Source organism: Caecibacteroides pullorum (assembly GCF_019239235.1).
Lineage (GTDB): Bacteria > Bacteroidota > Bacteroidia > Bacteroidales > Bacteroidaceae > Bacteroides > Bacteroides pullorum.
Genome location: NZ_JAAZTS010000005.1, coordinates 70,611 through 94,300, shown reverse-complemented (window position 1 = coordinate 94,300; position 23,690 = coordinate 70,611). Strand labels below are relative to the sequence as shown.

Sequence of the window (23,690 nt, the reverse complement as noted above, 5' to 3'; positions counted from 1 at the left end):
CCCTTTTAGTTATAAATAATGATGAATAAGATCGTTGCCTATATCCGTAGCCGACTTCAGCCTTATTATACGGCAGAAGAAGTTTCCGCCCTTTCACGTATCGTGTGTTGTGATCTGTTGGGACAGGCACCGACCGACTATTATCTGGGCAAAGATATAGCTTTATCTCCAAAAAAAGAACAAGAACTGGAGGACATTCTGCAACGTTTGTCCCGATTTGAACCTTTGCAATACATCGAAGGCCGTACTTTGTTCCTTGGAAGAGAGTTTTGGGTCGCTCCTGGTGTGCTCATCCCGCGCCCTGAAACAGAAGAACTGGTGGAGCTGATGCTGAAGGAGATACCTGCGGATGCACGGATATTGGATGTGGGGACAGGTAGCGGTTGTATCGCCATTTCGTTGGCTAAGGAATTACCCGATGCTTTGGTAACGGCTTGGGATGTGTCGCCCGAAGCCCTCAGTGTGGCGCGTGTTAATGCCCGCAAACTTCAGGCGAACGTGCGTTTCGTGGAGTGCGACGTGCTCGCTTGCCAGGTGGACGAGGTAGGACTGTATGATGTCATTGTAAGCAATCCGCCCTATGTCACAGAGGCCGAAAAGGCAGATATGGAGCCGAATGTGCTCCAGTGGGAGCCCTCACTTGCCCTGTTTGTGCCCGACGATGATCCCTTGCGCTTCTATCGCCGCATTGCCGTCTTGGGGCGTGACATGTTGGCCGATGGCGGCCGGCTTTATTTTGAGATCAATCGGGCTTATGGCCGCGAGATGGTAGAGATGCTTCGTACGATGGGGTATGTCAGGGTTCGTGTAAAAAAGGATTTGTCACAAAATGATCGTTTTGTAATTGCTGAAAAATAATGATGAACAAGGAAATAGATGCAAAGGAAGCCTTGGCGCGTCTTTCTGCCTATTGCTCCGTGGCAGAGCGTTGTCGGGCGGATGTGGAAGAAAAGTTGTTTCGTTGGGGGCTGGACAGTGAAGCACGGGAAAGCATAGTTTTAGCCTTGGAAAAAGACCGTTTTCTGGATGAGAAAAGATACTGTTGTGCTTTCATTCGCGATAAGTATCTTTTTGCCCGTTGGGGAAAGGTGAAAATCGGACAGGCATTGAGGGCCAAACATTTGTCGCCGAACGTTTATGAACCCTTGCTGGACGAGGTGATTGATGAATCCGATTATTTGTTGGGGCTTCGGTCCTTGCTGGCTGCCAAGCGGAAGACGGTGCGTGCCGCCAATGCTCGAGAATTGGAAGGAAAACTTGTTCGTTTTGCCTTAGGGCGTGGGTTTGCAATGGACGATATACGCCGTTGTATGGACATTTCTGAAGAAAATGAATAGGTAGACAAAAAAATATGTATCTTTTCGTTTCTATTTTCATTCCGATTCTGTATTTTTGTACCATATTTGATCATAAGAATAGTTTGCTATGAGAAATTTAGAAAAATTGTTTGCAGAGAAGTTGCTGAAAATCAAAGCTGTAAAGATACAGCCTGCTAACCCCTTCACTTGGGCCTCAGGTTGGAAATCGCCTTTCTATTGTGATAACCGCAAGACCCTTTCTTATCCTTCTCTTCGCAATTTTGTAAAGATTGAAATTACACGACTCATTTTGGAACGTTTCGGACAGGTGGACGCTATCGCCGGCGTAGCTACGGGTGCCATTCCTCAAGGTGCTTTGGTGGCCGATGCGCTGAACCTTCCGTTTGTATATGTACGCTCCACTCCTAAGGACCACGGATTGGAGAACTTGATCGAGGGCGAGCTTCGTCCCGGTATGAAGGTCGTTGTCGTAGAAGACCTTATTTCGACGGGTGGCAGTAGCTTGAAGGCTGTTGAGGCTATTCGTCGTGACGGTTGCGAAGTGATAGGTATGGTGGCTTCCTATACTTATGGCTTCCCCATTTCCGAGAAGGCTTTCAAGGAAGCAAAAGTGCCTTTGGTTACACTGACCAACTATGAAGCTGTGCTCGAAGTCGCTTTGCGTACCGGCTACATCGAAGATGGCGATATCCCTACGCTGGAAGAATGGAGAAAAGATCCTGCGCACTGGGATGCTGGAAAGTAAGAAATCTTGTTTTATGGTGATAGTTAAAGAAAGAACTGTTCGGGCAATTTTGCCCGAAGGGTTCTTTTTTGTCTTTATTTAAGCTGAACATATATGACGAAATTTGAGAGTGGAGTGAAGGTAATTCCCGCCTCCCAAAGTGCCGTTTACGGCAAATTGTCCGATTTGAGCAATCTGGAGAAAGTCAAGGACCGCCTGCCCGAAGACAAGGTGAAGAACCTGTCGTTCACGGCAGACACCCTTAGTGTCGAAGTGCCCCCCGTTGGAACCATTACGCTGGAGATTGTCGAACGCGAACCCGAGAAGTGCATCAAGTTCGGCACCACCACCTCGCCGCTGCCCTTCAACCTGTGGATACAGATTGTGCCTACGGGCGAGGCCGAGTGCAAGATGAAGCTCACCATCGGCATGGAGCTCAACCCCTTCATGAAAGCCATGGTGCAGAAGCCCTTGCAGGAGGGACTGGAAAAAATGGCCGACATGCTGGCCCTGATACAATATTAACCGTTTTGTGAGGAGGAAAAGTGACATGGCACAGAAACTTTGGGAGAAATCAGTACAAGTAAACAAGGATATCGAGCGCTTCACCGTGGGGCGCGATCGCGAAATGGACCTCTACCTGGCTAAGCACGACGTGCTGGGCTCCATGGCCCACATCACCATGCTCCAGAGTATCGGATTGCTTGAGAAAGACGAACTGGAGCAGCTCTTGGCCGAGTTGAAGCAGATTTATGCCTTGGCCGAGCGGGGCGAGTTCGTCATTGAGGATGGCGTCGAGGACGTCCATTCGCAGGTAGAGCTCATGCTCACCCGCAAGCTGGGTGACGTAGGCAAGAAGATACATAGCGGTCGTTCGCGCAACGACCAGGTGCTGCTTGACCTCAAGCTCTTCACCCGCGAGCAGATCAAGGACATCGCCCTGGCCGTCGAGCAGCTCTTCGGCGTGCTCATCCGTCAGAGCGACCGCTACAAGGATGTCCTCATGCCCGGTTATACCCACCTGCAGATAGCCATGCCCTCGTCCTTCGGCCTGTGGTTTGGCGCCTATGCCGAGAGCCTTGTGGACGACATGATGTTCCTGCAGGCCGCCTTCCGCATGTGCAACCGCAACCCCCTCGGTTCGGCCGCCGGCTATGGCTCGTCCTTTCCCCTCGACCGTACGATGACCACCCGCCTGCTGGGCTTCGACTCGATGAACTACAACGTCGTCTACGCCCAGATGGGCCGCGGTAAGATGGAGCGTAACGTAGCCTTCGCCCTGGCCACCATCGCTGGTACCCTCTCCAAGCTGGCATTTGACGCCTGCCTGTTCAATAGCCAGAACTTCGGCTTCGTCAAGCTGCCCGACGAGTGCACCACTGGCTCCAGCATCATGCCCCACAAGAAGAACCCCGACGTCTTCGAGCTGACCCGTGCCAAGTGCAACAAGCTTCAGTCGCTGCCCCAGCAGATTATGATGATAGCCAACAACCTGCCCTCGGGGTACTTCCGCGACCTGCAAATCATCAAGGAAGTCTTCCTACCCGCCTTCCAGGAACTGAAGGACTGCCTGCAGATGACCACCTACATTATGAACGAAATCAAGGTGAACGACCATATTCTGGACGACGACCGCTATTCGCTTATCTTCAGCGTGGAAGAAGTCAATCGCCTGGCGCGCGAGGGCATGCCCTTCCGTGATGCCTACAAGAAGGTGGGACTCGACATCGAAGCCGGGCGCTTCACTCCCCGCAAAGAAGTGCACCACACCCATGAAGGCAGCATCGGCAATCTGTGCAACGACCGCATTGCCCGGCTGATGGAACAAGTTGTTGAAGGCTTCAACTTCTCCACGATGGAGCAGGCTGAAAAACGTTTGCTAGGCCGTGGTTGAAAGGGGTGCCCGTGTGCGTCCTTTATGAAGTGACAATATCGAGGAGGTTTTCTGCAAATGGTAATTTTCTTGCAGAAGACCTTCTTTTTTTGTGTCAAATGTTTGGCTGTAATGCTGAAACTGTTTATCTTTGCACCCGTTCTTTCAAACGATTCTGCGGAAATAGCTCAGTTGGTAGAGCACAACCTTGCCAAGGTTGGGGTCGCGAGTTCGAGTCTCGTTTTCCGCTCCAATGGATGCTCGAATGGTGGAATCGGTAGACACGAGGGACTTAAAATCCCTTGGCCATTGCGGCTGTGCGGGTTCAAGTCCCGCTTCGAGTACGATATGCTTTATGTAACTCCTTGTAAGATAATAGCTTGCAAGGAGTTTTTTCTTTATGTACAAAACATAGCATAGACCAAGTTATTCTCGAACTTTCTTATTTATATTCTACTTCCTATAGTTGAGGAAATACAGCATTTCATGGGATTCTAACACAGTGCTTCATGAGGGTGTAACACAGTGCTTTATGAAGGTGTGAGGTAGTGCTTCATGAGGGTGTAACGTAGTGCTTTATGAAAGGGTGACGAAGCACTTGGTAAGAAGATCATTGAATGTATTCCAGTGTTTGTCAAAGTTGAGATATGGTTATGGAGCCCATAATCTTCCATTATCATTCCATTCTCCATAGAGAAGTCCTTTTCGCGTGTTTTCTATAAATTTATTCAGGCGGCTTTCAAAAAGTTCAGGTTGTTTTCTTTTGATCTGAATGGTGTCAATTCTGATTCGCTTATATAAATCAGGGAACTGGCAGAAGTTGTTCCATACTACTGGGTCTGAGTGTAGCCTTTGTAAGAGGTCCTTGTCGATGGTAAAACCACTAGGTGACATATCCGGTAGAACGGCTCTTCCGGCATCAGTCATTAGCCCTAATCGTTCCATTCTGCGGCATCTCTCTTTGTTGAGTTCGGACCAGTTGCTTCGTGGTTTTCTGGGACAAAGTTTCTGAACTGTTATTTCATTTGCTATCTTCTTTGTTGTACTATCTATCCAACCGAAGCATAGGGCTTCTTCTACAGCGTCAATATACCAGAAAGTATTATCATCCGTAGGTCTACCACGTTTCACGACTACCCAGCATTCTTTCTCCGTTTTGTGGTTCTGTATTAACCATTCACGCAGTTCTGCCCTTGATTTGATGTCCAGTAAATTATGTATTTCCATTGTCTGTCGTTTCAATTTGCATTTTGCAATGTTGGCTACCTCGTAAAATGGATTCGCAGATTGTTACCTGAAAAGCCTTGTCTTTCCATAATGAATGCAAGACGTAAAGAATGCTTTGTTTGGAGCACTCGCAAAGTAAAGGTGTGGAAACATATCCTTGCCGGTGCAGCATGCAGGTACATTCCATAAAGTGCAGATGATACACAGAACCTTTTTCAATGATTTCACTTTTCACTCCGGGCAGTTTGTCTGCTTCTGAAAAGAAGGTGTCCAAATCACCATTTGCTTTTTCATATAGTTCCTGATAGATTTGCAGTGTTCCACATTTCACACAATTTTTCCCGCATTCCGAAAAGAATGAGGCGCGCTGTTCCTCGTTCAGGCAGCTTATCCCTTTTTCGAATCCCTTGAACCAGTCTGATAATTCCATGCCATTCTTTTTTAGATTTCAAAAATACGGAAATATCTTCAATATTTATTGGCGTGTTTCAAAAGATATTCCGATAATAGTATCTTTGTACTTGTTTTTAGGAAAAACAAACATGTTTATAGATGACAAGCGGATTCAAATTTTATAAACCATGCCAGCAGTTGAGGGATTATGTCAGATACTATTGGATATTTGAGAATAATCAACCGATTGAGACTTACACCTTCCCAATTGGTTGCCCTCAGATTATATTTCATAAAAAGTCGGCTTTATATATTCCAGAATTAAACACGAAACAGGATAAACTGACTATTAGCGGGCAGGTGAATTTTTCGTCTCATATCAGTGCTGAGGATAGTATTGAAATGATTGTAGTTGTATTTCATCCATATGCCATGAGCACCTTTCTTAATGTCCCCACATCTCTATTCTATAATAGGGAAGTGTCGGGTTATGGACTGGAGAATAAGATTTTAAATGGTCTTGCTGCGAGAGTTTTGGATTGCGAAGATAATGACTACTGTATAAATCTTATAGAACAATGGTTGCTTTCACAATTAAGAAACCATTCGACATCAAAGCGTGAACTGGATATTGACCGGATTACGGCAGTTATCCGTCAGATGTATTCTACTCCTGATATTAGGATTTCTGAACTTGCATCTATTGCTTGCCTAAGCAAGAAACAGTTTGAACGGGTTTTCCTTGCCATGGTCGGTATGAATCCGAAGGAGTATGCACGAATCGTACGATTTCAGAAATCTCTTAAGCTTATGCAAAACCAACCTGAAAGTCTTAGTCTGGCACAGATAGCATATCAATGCGGTTATTCGGACCAGTCACATTTTATCCGTGAATTTAGAACGCTCAGTGGGTATACTCCCTTATCACTAAGAGAAATATGTGAGCCATATTCCGATTTGTTTACCACTCCATTATAATGTCTCTTTTATTCTATCCATAATCAAAGTCCCGTATTATTTTTGTGCCCTAATTTTAAAGGACACATAGAAATGAAAGAAATAAATCCCGCCTTAACAACACGTGCGTACGCATACGAAATGTGGATGCAGGCCCCTATGCCAATGGTCACATTTTTCAAGACGCTTGATGTGACTAATCTTGTAAGAATTAGTAAAAAGAAAGGGCTAAAACTAAACATGCTGATGTGTTGGTGTATCGGCAAGGCTGCTTCCGACATCAAGGAATTCTATATGCTTCCAGTTGGCGACAAGCTGATTCAATATGATACAATTGCCGTGAATACGATTGTTGCCAATAGATTAGGGGAAGTAAGTTCCTGTGATATTCCTTTTTCAGAAGATCTGAATCAATTTAATAGTGATTATATCCGGCTAACTGGTCAAGTTGCTGAAACATGTCAAAATCATGATTTGACTGAAAGTATGGTTATTGGGACCTCTGCTCTTGTAAATTATGAAATAGATGGTGCTGTTGGTATGTATAGCGGTATATTCAACAATCCATTCCTGATATGGGGAAGAATCAAAAACCGTTTCTTCAGGAAATACTTGACCGTTTCATTCCAGTTCCATCATACACAGATGGACGGAGCTCATGCAGCACAATTTTTGGAGGAACTTCAACCTGTTTTTGATTTTCAGCTATAATTTGTCTTTCCCGTCTATGTTTCACTATATGGCTCTTATTTACAGGGAATTATGATTTTGTGAAGGCGTGAAACTTTCACTAATATAGTTTGATATAGGTAGAATGGGAAAGGGAATTGCTTTCACAAATGTTTTAATTGCCTACATTAGCCTGCTAACTACCTACATTAGCCGCGTAACTATCTACTTTAGAAACGCCAAGTTCATGGTTATGTTGAGTAAATAGAAAAAGCCGAAACCCCTTTTTCTGATGTTAGGAAAAGAGGTTTCGGCTGAGGCTATGAAGGGTAAGCCCGCGGCTTATTGTTTCTCGTCGTTCTTGCGGATTTCGACGCGACGTATCTTGCCGCTGATGGTCTTGGGCAACTCGTCCACAAACTCGATGACACGCGGATACTTGTAGGGGGCGGTGACGCGCTTCACGTGGTTCTGAAGCTCCTTGATGAGGGCGTCGCCTGCCTTGTCCTTGTAGGCCTTGGAGAGGACAATGGTGGCCTTGACAACCTGGCCGCGGATTTCGTCGGGCACGCCGGTGATGGCACACTCTACGACGGCAGGATGGGTCATCAGCGCACTTTCCACTTCGAACGGGCCGATGCGGTAGCCCGAACTCTTGATGACGTCGTCCGCACGCCCCACGAACCACAGGTAGCCGTCTTCGTCTTTCCACGCCACGTCGCCCGTGTAGTAGATGCCGTCGTGCCAGGCTTCACGGGTACGCTCAGGGGCGCGGTAGTATTCCTTGAACAGGCCGAGGGGCTTGCCCTTGTCGGTGCGGATGACGATCTGTCCCTGCTCGCCGGCTTCGACGGAACGGCCTTCGGAGTCGATGAGGTCCACGTCGTATTGCGGGTTGGGCAGGCCCATGCTGCCGGGCTTCGGCTCCATCCAGGGCATGGTGGCAACGGTCAGGGTGGTTTCGGTTTGGCCGAAGCCTTCCATCAGACGGATGCCCGTGAGCTTCTTGAAGGTGTCGAACACGGCGGGGTTCAGTGCCTCGCCTGCGATGGTGCAGTACTCGAGGTGCGACAGGTCGTACTTCGTGAGGTCTTCGTGGATGAGGAAGCGGAAGATGGTGGGCGGCGCGCAGAGCGAGGTGACGTGGTAGTCCTGTATCTTTTGCAGGATGTCGGCAGGGGTGAACTTCTCGTGGTCGTAGACGAAGACGTTGGCGCCGGCTATCCACTGGCCGTAGAGCTTGCCCCACACGGCCTTGCCCCAGCCAGTGTCGGCGATGGTGAGGTGGAGGCTGTTGGGTTTCAGGTTGTGCCAGATGTAGCCCGTGACGATGTGTCCCAGCGGGTAGGTGAAGTCGTGGGCCACCATCTTGGGTTCGCCTGTGGTGCCGCTGGTGAAGTACATCAGCGAGATGTCGTCGTTCGTATTGGGGTGTTCGGGCTTGACGAAGGGTGCGGCGGCCTCGATGCCCTTGTGGAAGTCTTCGTAGCCTTCGGGCACTTCGGGGCCTACGCTGACCAGGCGCTTCACGCTGGGCGACTCAGGCATGGCGGCGGTGATGTGGTCGGTGATGACCGATTCGCCCGCGCAGACAATCATCTTGATGTCTGCGGCGTTGCAACGGTAGACGATGTCCTTCTTCGTCAACAGGTGGGTGGCGGGGATGACGACGGCGCCCAGCTTGTGGAGGGCCACGATGCTGAACCAGAACTCGTAGCGGCGCTTCAGGATGAGCATCACCATGTCGCCGCGGCCGATGCCGAGGCTCTGGAAGTAGCTGGCCGTCATGTCGGTATAGCGCTTCATGTCGCCGAAGCTGAACTGACGGTGCTCGCCCTTGTCGTTGGTCCAGAGCAGGGCGGGTTTGTCGGGTTGCTCGGCGGCCCAAGCGTCCACGACGTCGTAGCCGAAGTTGAAGTTGTCGGGTACGTTTATCTTTAGGTTATCTATAAAATCCTGTTGGGAAGTAAATGTGGTTTGTTGGAGAAATCTTTCTATCATAGTTGTGCTAATTTTACATGATGATTGCCAGGAAGCGCACGGTCTTGCCGTCGAGGGCCTTCATGCCGTGGGGCAGGCTGGAGTTGAAGTAGATGCTGTCGCCTGGGGTCAGGGTGAGTTCCTTGCCGCCGATGCTCAGGAGCAGGGTGCCTTCGATGACGAGGTTGAATTCCTGTCCGGCATGCGTGTTGTAGTGCATGGGGCGGTCGTTGGGCTCTACGGTCACGATGAAGGGGTCGGCCTTGCGGTCCTTGAATCCGGCAGCCAGCGACTGGTACTTGTAGGCCTTGGTGCGCTCCACGCTGATGCCCTTGCCGGCACGCGTCAGGAAGTAGGTGCTCATCTTGGGTTCTTCGCCGAACATCAGCGCGTCGAGGGCGATGTTGTAGTGGCGTGCTATCTGCTGGAGCATGCTCACGGAGATGTCGTGTTCGCCCGATTCGGCGCGTTCGTATTCGTCCTTGTCGATGCCGCATTCGTTGGCAATGTCGTTGGGAGTCAGTTCCATGGCGTCGCGCAATCCGCGCAGGCGCTCGGCTATTTGTTTAATCTGTTCGTCCATACTGTTATTTAGTGATTAGAATGATAAATGGTTAAGTGGTACTTGCTTTTATTGCATTGATAATGGCCGATGTGAATCCGTCGTGCTCCAGGCTGTTGATACCTTTGATGGTGAGTCCGCCGGGGGTACACACTTTGTCTATTTCGAGGGCAGGGTGCGTATCGTTGTTGAGGATGAGCTCAGCGGCACCTTTGAGAGACTGGGCTACCATTTTCATGCCGTCTGTGGGACGGATGCCAAGCTCCACACCGGCTTGCATGGCAGCCTGGATGTACTTCAGTGCATAGGCAATGCCGCAGGAGGTCATAGACGTGGCGGCGGCAAATTTCTCTTCGGGTAGGAGTATGGCAAGCCCCATTTCGTTGAAAATATCCAGTACCTGTTTGGCTTGTTCAGAGGTGGCGTAGGCGCTGGTAATGAGCGTCATGCTTTGCATCTCGCTGATACCGGTGTTGGGAATCACACGAAAAAGGGGAAGTGGCTGACAATTCAGCATGTTCCACAGTTCGCCCAAGTTGATGCCGGCGGCAATGGATATCAGCATTTGTGGAGCTTTCGGCTTTATTTCGCTAAGTACATCGTTTACCAGCCAGGGTTTTACGGCCAGAATGATGAGATCGGCGTCTTTTGCTGCCTTCCGGTTGCTTGAGGTTACCTGTATGTCGGGAATTTCGGCTTTCAGAACGTCGAGTTTGTCTTGCGTGGGGTTCGAAACGATAATCTCTGAGGCAGGGATAATGGTGCCTTTTGCCAGTCCGCGGGCGATGGCTCCGCCCATGTTTCCTGCTCCGATGATGGCTGTTCTCATAAGCGTTTGTTTTAGATAAAGATTGATTTCTGGCAAAGTTAATAAGTTTTGGAAAGAAATTTGTACACCTTGCCAGAAAAATGCAACGGGAACCTTGCTTTTTGTTGTCGACAGAAAAATTAGACCGGTATGAAAAGATTTCGGCGTGGAAAACATAAGTGTCCGAAGATGCTTATGCTATTCACGCCGAAAGGGAAGATGGATAAAAGGGTATCAGCCTAGCACTTTCTTGAACCGCTCGAGGAAGAGGCTGGCCTCGTCCATGGACAGGCAGAGAGGCGGCAGGAGACGGATGACGTTGGTGCCGCTCACGCCCGTAAAGACGTGCTGCTCCTTGAGCAGGCGCAGGCGCAGGTCTTTGATGGGTTCGTCGAACTCGAGGCCGATCATCAGGCCGCGGCCGCGTACGTCCTTGATTTGGGGCAATTTCTTCAGCTCATCCAGCAGGTAGGTACCTACACGGGCGGCATTCTCCACCAGGTGTTCCTGCTCCATGACATCGAGCACGGCCAGGGCGGCGGAGCAGGCCAGGTGGTTGCCTCCGAAGGTGGTGCCCAGCTGGCCGTAGACGGGTGTGAACATGGGGCTGATGAGCACGCCGGCCATGGGGAAGCCGTTGCCGATGCCCTTGGCTACGGTGATGATGTCGGGACGGATGCCCTGGTGCTGGTGGGAGAAGAACTTGCCGCTACGTCCGTAGCCGCTCTGTATCTCGTCGAGGATTAGCACGGTGCCCGTCTCCGTACAGGCCTGACGGAGGGCGTGCATGAATTCGTCGGTGGGTAGCTGGATGCCGCCTACGCCCTGGATGCCTTCGATGATGACGGCGCAGACATCACCCTTGGCCAGCTCGGCCTGCATGGCGGCCGTGTCGTTGAGCGGCAGGTAGGTGACGTGGCCGCAATCGTTGATGGGGGCGATGATTTTGGGATTGTTGGTCACTTCGACGGCCAGTGACGTACGGCCGTGGAAGGCCTTGGCGAAGGACACCACCCGTGTGCGTCCGTTGTGGAAGGAGGCCAGCTTCAGGGCGTTTTCGTTGGCTTCGGCACCGCTGTTGATGAGGAATAGCGAGTAGTCCTCGTAGCCGCTGGCCTTGCCCAGGCGTTCGGCCACCTGCTGTTGGAGCTTGTTGATGACGGAGTTGGAGTAGAAGCCCAGGGTGGCTACCTGGTGGCTGATCATCTCCACGTAGTGCGGATGGGCGTGGCCGATGGAGATGACGGCATGGCCGCCGTAGAGGTCGAGGTACTCCGTACCGTTCTCGTCCCACACGTGGCAGCCTTTCCCTTTGATGATGTTGATGTCGAACAAAGGATATACATCGAATAAGTTCATATTTTAAATGAAGAATTAAGAATTAAGAATTAAGAATGAAGAATTTCTGAGTTTATTCCTCACTCTTTTTCTGGTTATTTTTTACTGTTCGGATGGAGGAAATGCGTAGGGCGATGAGTTCGCCACAATCGTTTTCCATGCTTTCGAACGAATTGTCGTTTATGTATTGCGAATCGTGAAGCAGATTGAGCCAATAATCCGTCTCGTTTGCTTCTTTCAACGCTACGCTCAGTTTGTTAATGAAGTCGGCTTGGCTTTGGGCAAACTCCGATTCACGGACCAGTGCGCCGATGGCCGTACCCGAACGAAGAACTTGCTTACTCAGCATGAATTCTTGTTCCTGCTCTCTCAAGTACCTGTTCATGCCGATTACCCTCAATGCAAAAGCGTAACTCTTGGCATGCAGTAACGAATCCTTCCTGTTGCGTGAATTCTTCATTCTTCGTTCTTTATTCTTCATTAAAACGCACTCGGCTTCAGCCTCAGTCCTACCGTCTCTTCGAGGTTGAACATCAGGTTCATGTTGTGGACGGCCTGGCCGCTGGCACCCTTCAGCAGGTTGTCGATGCATGAGATGATGAGCAGCTTGTCGCCGTGCTTCTCCAGGTGGATGAGGCACTTGTTGGTGTTGATCACCTGCTTCAGATCGATGTTCTTGTCGACGATGTGCGTGAAGGAATCCTTGGCATAGTATTCTTCGTACATGCGGCGGATTTCCTCGAGAGCTACCTTGGTCTTCACGACGATGGTGGCGAAGATGCCGCGGGCGAAGTCACCACGATAGGGGATGAAGTCGATTTCGGAGTCGAAGCTGTTCTGGAGCTGGCGGAGCGACTGCTTGATTTCGGGCACGTGTTGGTGTTCGAAAGCCTTGTAGACACTCAGGTTATTGTTACGCCAGCTGAAGTGACTTGTAGCACCCGGCTTGACGCCTGCGCCCGTGCTGCCCGTGATGGCGTTTACCATAATGTCGTCGTTTAGCATCAGGTTTTTGGCCAGGGGAAGCAGGCCCAGCTGGATGCAGGTAGCGAAGCAGCCGGGGTTGGCTACGTGCTTGGCCGTGCAGGTGGCGCGACGGTTCAGCTCGGGAAGGCCGTAGATGAAGTCGTGGTCGTCGCTCTTGAGGCGGTAGTCCATCGAGAGGTCGATGATTTTCAGGTCTTCGGGCACGTTGTGGCTCTCCAGGAACTTGCGCGTGTCGCCATGGGCGGTGCAGAAGAAGAGCACGTCGATGTCGTCTAGCGGGAGCTGGTCAGTGAAGGTCAGGTCGGTTTCGCCGTAGAGACCTTCGTGCACGTCGGTTATCTTGTTGCCGGCGTTGCTCGAGCTGTTGACGAAGACGATTTCCGCCTCCGGATGGTTCAGCAACAGGCGGATGAGTTCGCCTGCCGTGTAGCCGGCTCCGCCGATAATTCCTACTTTAATCATAATATGTAATATCTGTCTGTTTTAATCTTGAAAGTAACGGTTTTCCTCTTCGGGGATAATCAGCATCAGCAGAAAGTAGATGATGACACCCGAGAAGGCGGTGAATACGGTCGCGAGCGTGTAGACAACGCGGATGACGGTGGGGTCGAGTGCAAAGTAGTTTGCGATGCCGGCGCATACACCGGCCAGCATGCGGCCGGTGCGCGGGCGTCTGAGTTTCTTTTCTGCTTCCATGGCGGAAAAATCAGATGTTGTTCAGTTCATCCTTGTGCGTAGCGTAGTAGGCACGGAGCGGAGTGGACGAAACTTTGATGAAGCCCTTGGCGTCTTCGGCCGTCCAGCCCTTCTGCATCTCGCCATATTCGCCGAACTTGTTCTTTACCAGGTCGTCGGCGCTCTCCACGCCTACGGTGTGGAAGCCCAGCGGACGGAGTTCGAGGATGGCGGTACCGTTCACATTGCGCTGGCTCTCGGTCAGCATGGCTTCGATGTCGCGCATCACGGGCTCCAGGTACTGGCTTTCGTGGAGGAACATGCCATACCAGTTGGCCACCTGGTCCTTCCAGTACTGCTGCCATTTGCTCAGGGTGTATTTCTCGAGGAAGCGGTGTGCGCCGATAATCAGCATGGGGGCGGCGGCTTCGAAGCCCACGCGGCCCTTGATGCCGATGATGGTGTCGCCCACGTGCATGTCGCGTCCGATGCCATAGGCCGCACCGATTTCTTCAACCTTCTGGATGGCCTTGATGGGGTCGTCGAAGCGTTCGCCGTTCACGGCCTTCAGTTCACCCTTCTCGAAGGTGAGGAGCAGCTGCTCGGAGCCTTCCTTGGTGCAATGCTTCAGGTAGGCACTCTCTGGTAGACCCTGTGCCGAGTCGAGGATTTCGCCTCCGCAAATGCTCGTGCCCCAGATACCTACGTTATAGGAATATTTCAGTTTGGCAAAGTCGGCGGCAAAGCCGTGCTTGTTCAGGTAGTCGATTTCTTCCTGACGGCTCAAGGCCATGTCGCGGGTCAGGGTGATGATTTCCACACCCGGAGCCATGACGAGGAAGGTCATGTCGAAGCGCACCTGGTCGTTGCCGGCACCCGTAGAGCCGTGGGCAATGGCATCGGCGCCTATCTCGTTGGCGTAGCGGGCGATGGCCAGTGCCTGGAAGATACGTTCGGAGCTGACGGAGATGGGGTAGGTACCGTTGCGCAACACGTTGCCATAAACCATGTATTTCAGGCTCTTTTCGTAGTATTCCTGCGTTACGTCGAGGGTGACATACTTCACGGCACCCAGCTTGTAGGCATTCTCTTCGTTGGTTTTCAGCTGCTCGGCGCTGAATCCGCCCGTGTTGGCACAGGCTGCATATACTTCATAACCTTTCTCCTTGGCCAGATACATCACGGTGAACGAGGTATCCAATCCGCCGCTGAAAGCGACCACTACTTTTTTCTTCTTTGCTTCCATTGTTCAATATGTGTTTATTTATTCATTTCTTCTTAGATTTTATCCTCCTCGTGCAGGGCAGGGTCATAGAGCATGGCCGTGCAGATACAGAACTTGCGGTTCTTGGCCACCAGGATGTCGTGGTTGATGCAACCTTCACATCCTTTCCAGAAAGCCTCGTCGTCGGTCAGCTCGTTGAAAGTGACGGGTACATAGCCCAGTTCGGTGTTCATCTTCATGACGGCCGCGCCGCTGGTAAGGCTGAATATCTTGGCCCACGGCCAGCGGAGGCGTGCCAGGCGGAAGGAGGCCTGTTTGATACGCTTGGCTAGTCCGATACCCTGATATTTGGGATGGACAATCAAGCCAGAAGTAGCTACGTATTGCTTGTTGCCCCAACTTTCGATGTAGGTGAAGCCAGCAAACTCGTTGCCACAAAGGGCAATAATGGCTTTCCCCTCTTTCATTTTGGTGGCTACATATTCGTGTGTGCGCTCGGCAATTCCTGTGCCGCGTTTCTTGGCGGCTTCCCTTATGGTGTCGAGAATTGTATCCACATAAACTTCATGTGAGGCGTCTGCCACCATCACATCAATTTGTTTAGAATCCATTTCTATCTTATTGTTTTGTTTAAATATTCGGTATGATTTCGGAGAGGAAAGTGCGCACGTCATTATGTGAGGTTTCTTCGGCCAGTACTAGCATGATGGTGTCGTCGCCGGCAATGGTTCCGAGGATGTGGGGGCATTCGCGGTTATCAATATCGTAAGCGATGCTGCTGGCATAGCCGGGGCGGGTACGGATGACAGCAATGTTATGCGAGAATTGCAACGACACGAAGCCGCTAGACATAAGCATTTCGCTTGCGCTTTGGTGGTTGTGGCGCTTATACATGATGTCATTGGGGAGTACGTATACATATTTCCCATTTGTATTGGCCGCCTTGGCTACCTTTAGCTGCTTCAAGTCGCGCGAAAGGGTGGCTTGCGTCAGTTCGAATCCTTCCTGCCCCAAGGCTTGGAGCAGCTCTTCCTGCGAGCCGATTTCCTTACTCGAAATGATCATCTTGATGGCGTCTAACCGATTGGCTTTCTTCTTCATCTTTTTGCATGTTTATTCTAACTGGGCGCAAAATTAGAGAATATATTTGAAAGAATATGCAAAAATGAGCATTTTTTTAGAGCCTAATTCTTCATATATATACTTTAAAAGATAACTTGGCATTGCTAAGTGGCAAAATCAATAAGATTACAGCCAAAATAAAGAGAGGAGTTTTGGAGAAAGTTGTGTATTTTTGTCATATGGAAAAATGAATCTGATTTATTTACCAATACAAAACCTGTGAATATTATGAATAAACGATTGATGACTTGTGTACTGGCTTTGGGCGCATGCGGATTGTTAAGCGCCCAAGATATCGCATGGCCGGAAATGTCGGTTGAGGCTAAGCCGGGCGCTCGTTGGTGGTGGATGGGAAGCGCCGTTGATAAGGCGAATCTTACCCGCAGTTTGGAAGAATATGCTGCCGCTGGTATGGGTACAATGGAAATAACTCCCATTTATGGTGTTAAAGGAAACGAGGCACGTGATATTTCATTTCTTTCTCCTCAGTGGATGGAAATGTTGGGACATGCAGAAAGTGAAGCTGCTAGGTTGGGTATGCAGATGGATATGAATACGGGTACAGGTTGGCCGTTTGGAGGACCAGAAGTGACTATTGAGGATGCCGCCTGTCGTCTACTTATCGAAGAATATCAGTTGAAGAAAGGGGAGCGCCTGAAGCAGAAGGTGGAGACTACGGATAGCAAACAGAAACCTTATGCAGTACTGGAGAGACTGATGGCCTTTTCTGAGGATGGAAAATGTTTGGATTTGACCGATAAGGTACACGAAGGCCGGTTGGACTGGAAGGCTCCAAAAGGAAACTGGCGACTGATTGCCGCATTTTGTGGTAAAACATTCCAAAAGGTGAAGCGGGCTGCTCCTGGCGGGGAAGGATATGTGATGAATCACTTTTCGCATGAGGCTGTTGAACGTTATTTAGGCCGTTTTGATAAGGCTTTTGGAGGCATGCAGGGGAATAGCTCTTACCCTCATAACTTCTTTAATGATTCTTATGAAGTTTATGGAGCTGATTGGACGAAAGGACTATTCGACGAGTTTTTGTCGCGGCGTGGGTATAAATTGGAAGAATATCTGCCTGAGTTCCTGTCGGAGGAGGGGCGGACGGATGTGGCACGCCGCATTGTATCCGACTATCGTGAAACATTGGCTGAAATGCTCCAGGAAAATTTTACGCGCCAGTGGACGGAGTGGGCTCATCGACATGGAGCAAAGACGCGTAACCAGGCACATGGTTCTCCTGGCAACTTGATTGATCTGTATGCGACGGTTGATATTCCTGAGTGTGAAGGATTCGGCCTTTCTGATTTTGGTATTAAGGGTCTGCGTAAGGACTCGTTGACTCGTCCGAATGACTCAGATCTATCCATGCTGAAATATGCTTCCTCGGCGGCACATATTGCGGGAAAACCTTATACTTCTTCTGAAACATTTACGTGGCTGACGGAACATTTTCGTACCTCCTTATCTCAGTGTAAGCCAGATATCGACCTGATGTTTGTTTCGGGTGTCAACCATGCTTATTTCCATGGTACTACTTATTCTCCTGCCGATGCTGCCTGGCCGGGATGGAAATTCTATGCGACGGTCGACATGAGTCCGACGAATAGTATCTGGCGTGACGCACCAGCTTTCTTTCAGTACATTACTCGTTGCCAAAGTTTCTTGCAGATGGGCAAGCCGGACAACGATTTCTTAGTATATTTGCCCGTGTACGACATGTGGCAGGAACAAAATGGACGTCTTTTAATGTTTGATATTCATAAAATGGCCGAAAGAGCTCCCCGATTTATCGAGGCAGTACATCGCATCAATGATGCCGGCTATGATATGGATTATATATCAGATGCATTTGTACGTACCTTGTGCTTCCGTGATGGTAAGCTAGAAACTTCGGGGGGGGCTAAATACAAGGCTTTAGTGGTGCCTGGGGTTCGTCTGATGCCGGCAGATGTGCTTGAAAAGCTTTGCCAGCTGGCTAACGAGGGGGCTACTATTGTTTTTTTGGATCAGTATCCTGAAGATGTGCCTGGATTTGGGGATTTGGAGAGTCGTAGAAGCGCTTTTAAAGCCGTTTGGAAAAAAATGCAATCTATGAAGCAAGCGGGTGGTGCACATATCTTGTTTGGCAAAGATTATGCACAGACTTTGGCGCAAACCTCTGCTGTTCCTGAGGTGATGAAAACTCAATATGGATTGAGTTGTATTCGCAGGAGCCATGCCGAAGGTTATCATTATTTTATAGCTGCTTTGACAGATAGGGATACAGAAGCCTGGATACCCTTGGCAGTAGAGGCTCGGTCGGCGATTTTTTATAATCCGATGGATGGTACTTCGGGAAAGGCTCGCCTGCGTCAAAAGGACGGAAGAACGGAAGTATTTATGCAGATGCGGTCGGGTGAATCGTTGATATTAAAAACGTTTACGAAAGATGATGTACAAGTACAGGCATGGACGTATACTACTCCGATGCAGGATCAAATCCGTTTGGATGGTGAATGGAAATTCCGTTTTGTACAGAGTATGCCGACGGTAAGTGATGTACCTGATGAGGTTGCGTTAGGTTCTTGGACTGATTTAGATTTTGAAGGTGCGCGTACGACAATGGGTACTGCTTGCTATACTAAGAGCTTTAAGCTGGATGCACCTGAGAATGCTTCTGGATGGATACTTTCGTTGGGAGATGTCCGCGAGAGTGCACGTGTTCGTATCAATGGTGTCGAAGTAGCTACATTATGGGCTGTCCCCTATCGTTGCGAGGTGGGCAAATACCTGCGTGCGGGTGAGAATGTACTGGAAATTGAAGTGACGAACTTGCCTGCTAACCGTATAGCTGATATGGATAAACGTGGAGTTGAATGGCGTATTTTTAAGGATATCAATATTGCGGCATTGGGCTATAAAGAAGGGAATTATGCAGGTTGGGATCCTATGCCGAGTGGCTTGTTGGGGCCTGTCTCGCTGATACCGATGAAGAATTTGGAAGAATGAATTTAGCAGGTGATTTGTTTATTCTTCGTTTATTTTGAAAAAAGGTGATTGTCAAATATAACAGATTTAGTATCAAAATAGACATCACTTGTTGAAGTATAAACGGTTACTTTTGTATCATCAATAAAAATATATAACTAATGACCATGAAACAATGTTTTTTCGCGGTTGATTTGGGAGCAACCAGCGGTCGTACTATTTTGGGAAGTTTTACTTCGAATGGTTTAGAAATGAAAGAAGTCAATCGTTTCCCTAACCATCTGATTGAAGTAAACGGACATTTCTATTGGGATATTTATGAACTTTATCGCAATATCATTGAAGGTCTGAAATTGGCATCTCGCAAGGAAAATGTAGAAATCGTTTCTATTGGTATTGATACGTGGGGGGTGGATTTCGTATGCGTAGGTAAGGACGGGCATCTCTTGCGCCAGCCTTATTCTTATCGCGACCCACATACAGAAGGTGCACCAGAAGCTTTCTTCTCGCGCATACCTCGGAAGCATGTCTATGAATTGACGGGTATTCAGGTGATGAATTTTAATTCTCTTTTCCAGCTGGATGCGATGCGACGTGCGGGTGATAGTGCGTTAGCTGCCGCTGAGAAAATACTTTTTACCCCCGATGCCTTGAGCTATTTGTTGACGGGCGAGATGGTGACCGAATATACCATTGCGACTACAGCTCAACTGGTCAATGCTTCAACACGCAAATTGGAAAGTGAATTATTGCAGGCTGTAGGTCTTACGGAGTCCCATTTTGGACGCTTTGTCTATCCAGGCGAGAAGGTGGGTGAACTTTCGGCTGAAGTACAGCGCATGACTGGTTTGGGTGCTATTCCAGTGATTGCCGTAGCTGGACATGACACGGCTTCTGCCGTTGCCGCCGTTCCTGCCCAGAGTAGCCATTTTGCTTACCTGAGTAGCGGTACCTGGTCGTTGATGGGTATAGAGGCGGATGCGCCTATTATAACTCCTGAGACAGAAGCATTGAATTACACCAATGAAGGTGGTGTGGAAGGCACCATCCGTTTCCTGAAGAATATTTGTGGCATGTGGCTACTCGAGCGTTGCCGTCTGCAATGGGGCGAGACTTCTTATCCCGAGCTGATAGCTGAAGCGAATGCTTGTGAAGCTTTCCGTAGCTTGATTTATCCAGATGATGCTTCGTTTGCCAATCCGTCGGATATGGAGCAGGCTATCAAAGACTATTGCAAGTCTACCGGCCAGCCAGTACCTGAAACCCGTGGTCAGATTGTACGTTGTATTTTCGAGAGCCTTTCATTGCGTTATCGTCAGGTTCTCGATGATTTGCGTGCCTTGTTTTCCCGCCCGATAGATACATTGCATGTGATAGGTGGAGGAAGCCGCAACGATTTGTTGAACCAATGGACGGCCAATGCCGTGGGTATCCCCGTAGTAGCAGGCCCGTCAGAGGCTACCGCCATCGGAAACATCATGTTGCAGGCCATTTCGGCAGGCAAGGCTCAGGACGTTCCTTCCATGCGTAAGCTGGTAGCGGCATCCATTCCTTTGAAGACTTTCCAGCCTCAAGACGATGCCGTGTGGAGTGAAGCTTATGCTCAATTCAAACGTATTGTACGATAATTATAACCATAATAAAATAAGATAAAACCATGAAAGAAGAACTGATTGTAAAGGCTTATGAAGTGGCCAAAGAACGTTATGCGGCCATCGGTATGGATACAGACAAGGCGATGGATGCCTTGCAGAAAGTACAACTCTCCCTGCATTGCTGGCAGGCTGATGATGTGACAGGCTTTGAGTCGGCTGGCGAATTGACAGGTGGCATTCAGGCTACCGGTAACTATCCTGGCAAAGCGCGCAACATTGAAGAACTTCGTCAGGATGTGCTGAAGGCTGCCAGCTATATTCCTGGTAACCATCGTTTGAATTTGCATGAAATCTATGGCGATTTTGGCGGCCAGTTTGTAGATCGTGATCAGGTAGAACCCAAGCATTTTGAAAGCTGGATGCAATGGGCAGCCGAGCATAATATGAAGCTCGACTTCAACTCTACTTCCTTCTCACATCCGAAAAGTGGTAGCTTGTCTCTCTCCAATCCTGACAAGTCTATTCGTGACTTCTGGATTGAGCACACCAAGCGTTGTCGTGCCATTGCCGAAGAAATGGGTAAGCGCCAGGGCGATCCTTGTATCATGAACCTGTGGATACACGATGGTAGCAAAGACATCACCGTCAATCGCATGAAGTATCGTGAAATCCTGAAGAACTCGTTGGATGAAATTTTTGCCACTGAGTACAAGAATATGAAGGATTGTGTAGAATCTAAAGTATTTGGTATTGGACTGGAAAGCTATACTGTGGGTTCAAGCGATTTCTATACTGCTTATGGTGCAAGCCACAACAAGATTGTGACATTGGATACCGGTCATTTCCATCCGACTGAAAGCGTAGCCGACAAGTTGTCTTCTTTGCTTCTATTTATCCCTGAAGTGATGCTTCACGTTAGCCGTCCTGTACGTTGGGATAGCGACCACGTAACCATCATGAATGATGATACATTGGATTTGTGCAAGGAAATCGTACGTTGCGATGCGTTGGATCGTGTACACATTGGTTTGGATTACTTTGATGCGAGCATCAACCGCATTGGTGCTTATGTCATCGGTAGCCGTGCTACACAGAAATGTATGCTCCAAGCCCTGTTGGAACCGTTGGATACATTGCGCAAGTATGAAGCTAACGACCAGGGATTTGAACGTCTGGCTCTGTTGGAAGAAGCCAAGTCGTTGCCTTGGAATGCCGTTTGGGATATGTTCTGCTTGAAGAACAATGTGCCTGTGGGCGAGGAGTTCATCGCAGAAGTTGAGAAATATGAAGCGGAGGTTACTTCCAAACGTAATTAATATACATCGTAGGACGGGACAAGTGTCGGGAGGCGCTTGTCCCTTTCTGCTGTATGCAAAAGAATAAATAGCATGAATACACTGATAGGATTGTTGATTATAGCGATTGGCAGCTTCGGACAGAGCAGTTCGTATGTGCCCATCAATAAAGTGAAGGAGTGGTCTTGGGAGAGCTTTTGGTTGGTTCAGGGCGTTTTTGCCTGGTTGGTTTTCCCTTTGTTGGGGGCTTTCCTAGGCATACCTGACGGAGGAAACTTGCTCGACCTGTGGAGCTCGGGTGGTGCACTTCCTGCCATTGTCTATGGAATACTTTGGGGCGTAGGTGGATTGACGTTTGGGTTGAGCATGCGATATTTGGGGGTCGCTTTGGGACAAAGCATTTCTTTGGGTACTTGTGCGGCTTTTGGTACATTGTTCCCTGCTTTGTTTGCAGGTAAAGACCTCCTGCATGGTGATGGCCTGATGTTGCTTATTGGAGTGTGCATCACGTTGGCGGGTATTGCCACGATCGGCTATGCAGGTAGTCTTCGTTCGAAAAACATGACGGAAGAAGAGAAGAAGGCTGCGGTCAAGGACTTTGCGTTGACCAAAGGTCTGCTGGTAGCCTTGCTGGCTGGTGTGATGAGCGCTTGTTTTGCCTTGGGCCTCGATGCTGGTACACCTATCAAAGAAGCGGCTTTGGCTGGTGGAGTAGAGCCTTTGTATGCAGGCCTGCCCGTCATTTTTCTGGTGACTTTGGGAGGCTTTTGCACCAATGCTGCTTATTGTATTCAACAAAATATAAAGAACAAGACTGGCAAGGACTATTTTTCAGTGAAAAGTAGTATCTTTGTAAACAACCTGTTGTTCTGCGCCTTGGCAGGCGTTTTGTGGTATTCGCAATTCTTCGGCCTAGAGATGGGAAAAAGTTTTCTGACCGAAAGTCCTGTCCTGCTCGCTTTCTCGTGGAGTATCCTGATGTCGTTGAACGTCACGTTCAGTAACGTATGGGGTATCTTGTTGAAAGAATGGAAAGGATGTGGGGCACGTACCATCTCGGTGCTCGTCATAGGCTTGGTTGTATTGGTCGCTTCTATCGTAGTAGTGGCCATGGCGCAGTCTTGAATTATTGTAAATTTGTAGTTTAGAAAGAGTATTTATGGAATCAATTTTGAACAATCGTCCGGCTCTGGCAGCCGAAGTAGAAAAGGTAGCCGAAGTGGCTGGCTATTTGTGGCAAAAAGGTTGGGCCGAACGCAATGGTGGTAACATTACAGTAAATGTGACCGAATATGTGGACGACGCCATCAAGGCGATGCCTGCCATTAGCGAAGTGAAACCGATAGGAGCCGTGCTCCCTCACTTGAAAGGATGCTATTTCTATTGCAAGGGTACCCAGAAGCGTATGCGCGACTTGGCACGCCGTCCGATGGAGAATGGCTCTATCATCCGCATTCTCGATGATTGCGCCAGCTATGTGATCATTGCAGACAGCCCTGTGATGCCCACTTCCGAGCTTCCTTCTCACTTGAGTGTACACAATTATTTGATTTCAAAAGGCCTTCCCTATAAGGCATCTGTTCATACACATCCTATCGAGTTGGTGGCCATGTCGCACAACAAGAAATTCTTGGAAAAAGACGTTGCCAGCAATTTGTTGTGGAGCATGATCCCTGAGACAAAAGCTTTCTGTCCGCGTGGTTTGGGTATCATTCCTTATAAATTGCCCAGCTCAGTAGAATTGGCCGAAGCCACTATTCGCGAACTCGACGACTATGACGTCGTTATGTGGGAAAAGCATGGCGTGTTTGCGGTCGATGTTGATGTCATGGCTGCTTTCGACCAGATCGATGTACTGAACAAGTCCGCCCTGATTTATATCGCCGCTAAGAACATGGGCTTCGAGCCCGACGGCATGAGCCAGGAGCAGATGAAGGAGATGTCTGTAGCGTTTAACTTACCTAAATAAAG

Annotated in this window: 24 protein-coding genes and 2 tRNA genes; 14 read left to right on the top strand and 12 right to left on the bottom strand. The window is 49.2% G+C overall.

Going from position 1 to position 23,690, the window contains the following annotated elements; all coding sequences use genetic code 11:
- Nucleotides 1-21: 21 nt before the first annotated feature.
- From prmC to HF894_RS05800, 7 genes are all read left to right on the top strand, one after another.
- Nucleotides 22-858, top strand: a complete 837-nt coding sequence (gene prmC, locus HF894_RS05830) for a peptide chain release factor N(5)-glutamine methyltransferase (protein ID WP_204971442.1) — start codon at nucleotides 22-24, stop codon at nucleotides 856-858.
- Entirely contained in the window at nucleotides 858-1,337 is a 480-nt protein-coding gene (locus tag HF894_RS05825; RefSeq protein WP_394369819.1) for a regulatory protein RecX, read from the top strand. Before prmC ends, HF894_RS05825 begins: the two co-directional genes overlap by 1 nt.
- A gap of 88 nt (nucleotides 1,338-1,425) precedes the next feature.
- On the top strand, nucleotides 1,426-2,064 hold the full coding sequence (gene pyrE / locus HF894_RS05820; protein WP_021848276.1) for an orotate phosphoribosyltransferase: 639 nt from the start codon (nucleotides 1,426-1,428) through the stop codon (nucleotides 2,062-2,064).
- Nucleotides 2,065-2,157: 93 nt separating this feature from the next.
- The gene (locus tag HF894_RS05815) at nucleotides 2,158-2,568 is read left to right on the top strand and encodes an SRPBCC family protein (protein WP_075318455.1); all 411 of its coding nucleotides are present in this window, start codon (nucleotides 2,158-2,160) and stop codon (nucleotides 2,566-2,568) included.
- Nucleotides 2,569-2,593: 25 nt separating this feature from the next.
- The gene (argH, locus tag HF894_RS05810; protein ID WP_204971410.1) at nucleotides 2,594-3,937 is read left to right on the top strand and encodes an argininosuccinate lyase; all 1,344 of its coding nucleotides are present in this window, start codon (nucleotides 2,594-2,596) and stop codon (nucleotides 3,935-3,937) included.
- A 156-nt stretch (nucleotides 3,938-4,093) separates the two neighbouring features.
- Nucleotides 4,094-4,169: transfer RNA gene (locus HF894_RS05805), tRNA-Gly, on the top strand.
- A 6-nt stretch (nucleotides 4,170-4,175) separates the two neighbouring features.
- Nucleotides 4,176-4,260: transfer RNA gene (locus HF894_RS05800), tRNA-Leu, on the top strand.
- 307 nt (nucleotides 4,261-4,567) lie between these two features.
- On the opposite strand, the gene HF894_RS05795 is transcribed toward HF894_RS05800, so the two are convergent.
- Both HF894_RS05795 and HF894_RS05790 read right to left on the bottom strand, forming a co-directional pair.
- On the bottom strand, nucleotides 4,568-5,143 hold the full coding sequence (locus tag HF894_RS05795) for a YdeI/OmpD-associated family protein (RefSeq protein WP_021847165.1): 576 nt from the start codon (nucleotides 5,141-5,143) through the stop codon (nucleotides 4,568-4,570).
- The gene (locus HF894_RS05790) at nucleotides 5,130-5,573 is read right to left on the bottom strand and encodes a hypothetical protein (RefSeq protein ID WP_021847164.1); all 444 of its coding nucleotides are present in this window, start codon (nucleotides 5,571-5,573) and stop codon (nucleotides 5,130-5,132) included. Before HF894_RS05790 ends, HF894_RS05795 begins: the two co-directional genes overlap by 14 nt.
- A gap of 122 nt (nucleotides 5,574-5,695) precedes the next feature.
- Between HF894_RS05790 and HF894_RS05785 the strand changes: the two genes are divergently transcribed.
- Together HF894_RS05785 and HF894_RS05780 are read left to right on the top strand one after the other, a co-directional pair.
- Nucleotides 5,696-6,514, top strand: coding sequence for a helix-turn-helix domain-containing protein (locus HF894_RS05785; RefSeq protein WP_204971409.1), 819 nt, complete (start codon nucleotides 5,696-5,698; stop codon nucleotides 6,512-6,514).
- A gap of 72 nt (nucleotides 6,515-6,586) precedes the next feature.
- Nucleotides 6,587-7,204 carry a CatA-like O-acetyltransferase, family 2 gene (locus tag HF894_RS05780; protein WP_204971408.1) on the top strand — a complete coding sequence of 206 codons (618 nt, stop codon included), beginning with the start codon at nucleotides 6,587-6,589 and terminating at the stop codon, nucleotides 7,202-7,204.
- A 300-nt stretch (nucleotides 7,205-7,504) separates the two neighbouring features.
- Here the strand turns inward: HF894_RS05780 and HF894_RS05775 are convergent, their stop codons facing one another.
- From HF894_RS05775 to argR, 10 genes are all read right to left on the bottom strand, one after another.
- Nucleotides 7,505-9,163, bottom strand: a complete 1,659-nt coding sequence (locus tag HF894_RS05775; RefSeq protein ID WP_204971407.1) for an AMP-binding protein — start codon at nucleotides 9,161-9,163, stop codon at nucleotides 7,505-7,507.
- 13 nt (nucleotides 9,164-9,176) lie between these two features.
- Nucleotides 9,177-9,725, bottom strand: a complete 549-nt coding sequence (locus HF894_RS05770) for a helix-turn-helix domain-containing protein (protein WP_022021402.1) — start codon at nucleotides 9,723-9,725, stop codon at nucleotides 9,177-9,179.
- A gap of 31 nt (nucleotides 9,726-9,756) precedes the next feature.
- Nucleotides 9,757-10,533 carry a pyrroline-5-carboxylate reductase gene (gene proC / locus HF894_RS05765; RefSeq protein WP_204971406.1) on the bottom strand — a complete coding sequence of 259 codons (777 nt, stop codon included), beginning with the start codon at nucleotides 10,531-10,533 and terminating at the stop codon, nucleotides 9,757-9,759.
- Nucleotides 10,534-10,746: 213 nt separating this feature from the next.
- On the bottom strand, nucleotides 10,747-11,871 hold the full coding sequence (locus HF894_RS05760) for an aspartate aminotransferase family protein (protein WP_204971405.1): 1,125 nt from the start codon (nucleotides 11,869-11,871) through the stop codon (nucleotides 10,747-10,749).
- Nucleotides 11,872-11,923: 52 nt separating this feature from the next.
- Complete coding sequence (locus HF894_RS05755; protein WP_246593143.1) at nucleotides 11,924-12,310, bottom strand: four helix bundle protein; 387 nt, start codon at nucleotides 12,308-12,310, stop codon at nucleotides 11,924-11,926.
- A gap of 20 nt (nucleotides 12,311-12,330) precedes the next feature.
- Entirely contained in the window at nucleotides 12,331-13,299 is a 969-nt protein-coding gene (gene argC, locus HF894_RS05750) for an N-acetyl-gamma-glutamyl-phosphate reductase (RefSeq protein WP_204971403.1), read from the bottom strand.
- A gap of 21 nt (nucleotides 13,300-13,320) precedes the next feature.
- Nucleotides 13,321-13,533 carry a PspC domain-containing protein gene (locus tag HF894_RS05745; protein ID WP_021846382.1) on the bottom strand — a complete coding sequence of 71 codons (213 nt, stop codon included), beginning with the start codon at nucleotides 13,531-13,533 and terminating at the stop codon, nucleotides 13,321-13,323.
- Between the two features lie 10 nt (nucleotides 13,534-13,543).
- Nucleotides 13,544-14,758: an argininosuccinate synthase gene (locus tag HF894_RS05740; RefSeq protein ID WP_204969096.1), complete on the bottom strand. Its 1,215-nt coding sequence runs from the start codon at nucleotides 14,756-14,758 to the stop codon at nucleotides 13,544-13,546.
- 32 nt (nucleotides 14,759-14,790) lie between these two features.
- Nucleotides 14,791-15,348, bottom strand: coding sequence for a GNAT family N-acetyltransferase (locus tag HF894_RS05735; RefSeq protein ID WP_021846384.1), 558 nt, complete (start codon nucleotides 15,346-15,348; stop codon nucleotides 14,791-14,793).
- 19 nt (nucleotides 15,349-15,367) lie between these two features.
- Nucleotides 15,368-15,838, bottom strand: a complete 471-nt coding sequence (argR, locus tag HF894_RS05730; RefSeq protein WP_021846385.1) for an arginine repressor — start codon at nucleotides 15,836-15,838, stop codon at nucleotides 15,368-15,370.
- Between the two features lie 249 nt (nucleotides 15,839-16,087).
- On the opposite strand from argR, the gene HF894_RS05725 reads away from it, so the two are divergent.
- The 5 genes from HF894_RS05725 to rhaD all read left to right on the top strand — a co-directional run bounded on the left by HF894_RS05725 (nucleotide 16,088) and on the right by rhaD (nucleotide 23,688).
- Nucleotides 16,088-18,850, top strand: a complete 2,763-nt coding sequence (locus tag HF894_RS05725; protein WP_204971402.1) for an alpha-L-rhamnosidase — start codon at nucleotides 16,088-16,090, stop codon at nucleotides 18,848-18,850.
- Between the two features lie 146 nt (nucleotides 18,851-18,996).
- Nucleotides 18,997-20,457, top strand: a complete 1,461-nt coding sequence (rhaB, locus tag HF894_RS05720; protein ID WP_204971401.1) for a rhamnulokinase — start codon at nucleotides 18,997-18,999, stop codon at nucleotides 20,455-20,457.
- Nucleotides 20,458-20,486: 29 nt separating this feature from the next.
- On the top strand, nucleotides 20,487-21,740 hold the full coding sequence (locus tag HF894_RS05715) for an L-rhamnose isomerase (protein WP_021846388.1): 1,254 nt from the start codon (nucleotides 20,487-20,489) through the stop codon (nucleotides 21,738-21,740).
- A 72-nt stretch (nucleotides 21,741-21,812) separates the two neighbouring features.
- A complete protein-coding gene (gene rhaT, locus HF894_RS05710; protein ID WP_204971400.1) occupies nucleotides 21,813-22,844 on the top strand; it encodes an L-rhamnose/proton symporter RhaT in 1,032 nt (343 codons plus the stop codon).
- A gap of 34 nt (nucleotides 22,845-22,878) precedes the next feature.
- Nucleotides 22,879-23,688, top strand: a complete 810-nt coding sequence (rhaD, locus tag HF894_RS05705) for a rhamnulose-1-phosphate aldolase (protein WP_021846390.1) — start codon at nucleotides 22,879-22,881, stop codon at nucleotides 23,686-23,688.
- Nucleotides 23,689-23,690: the final 2 nt, after the last annotated feature.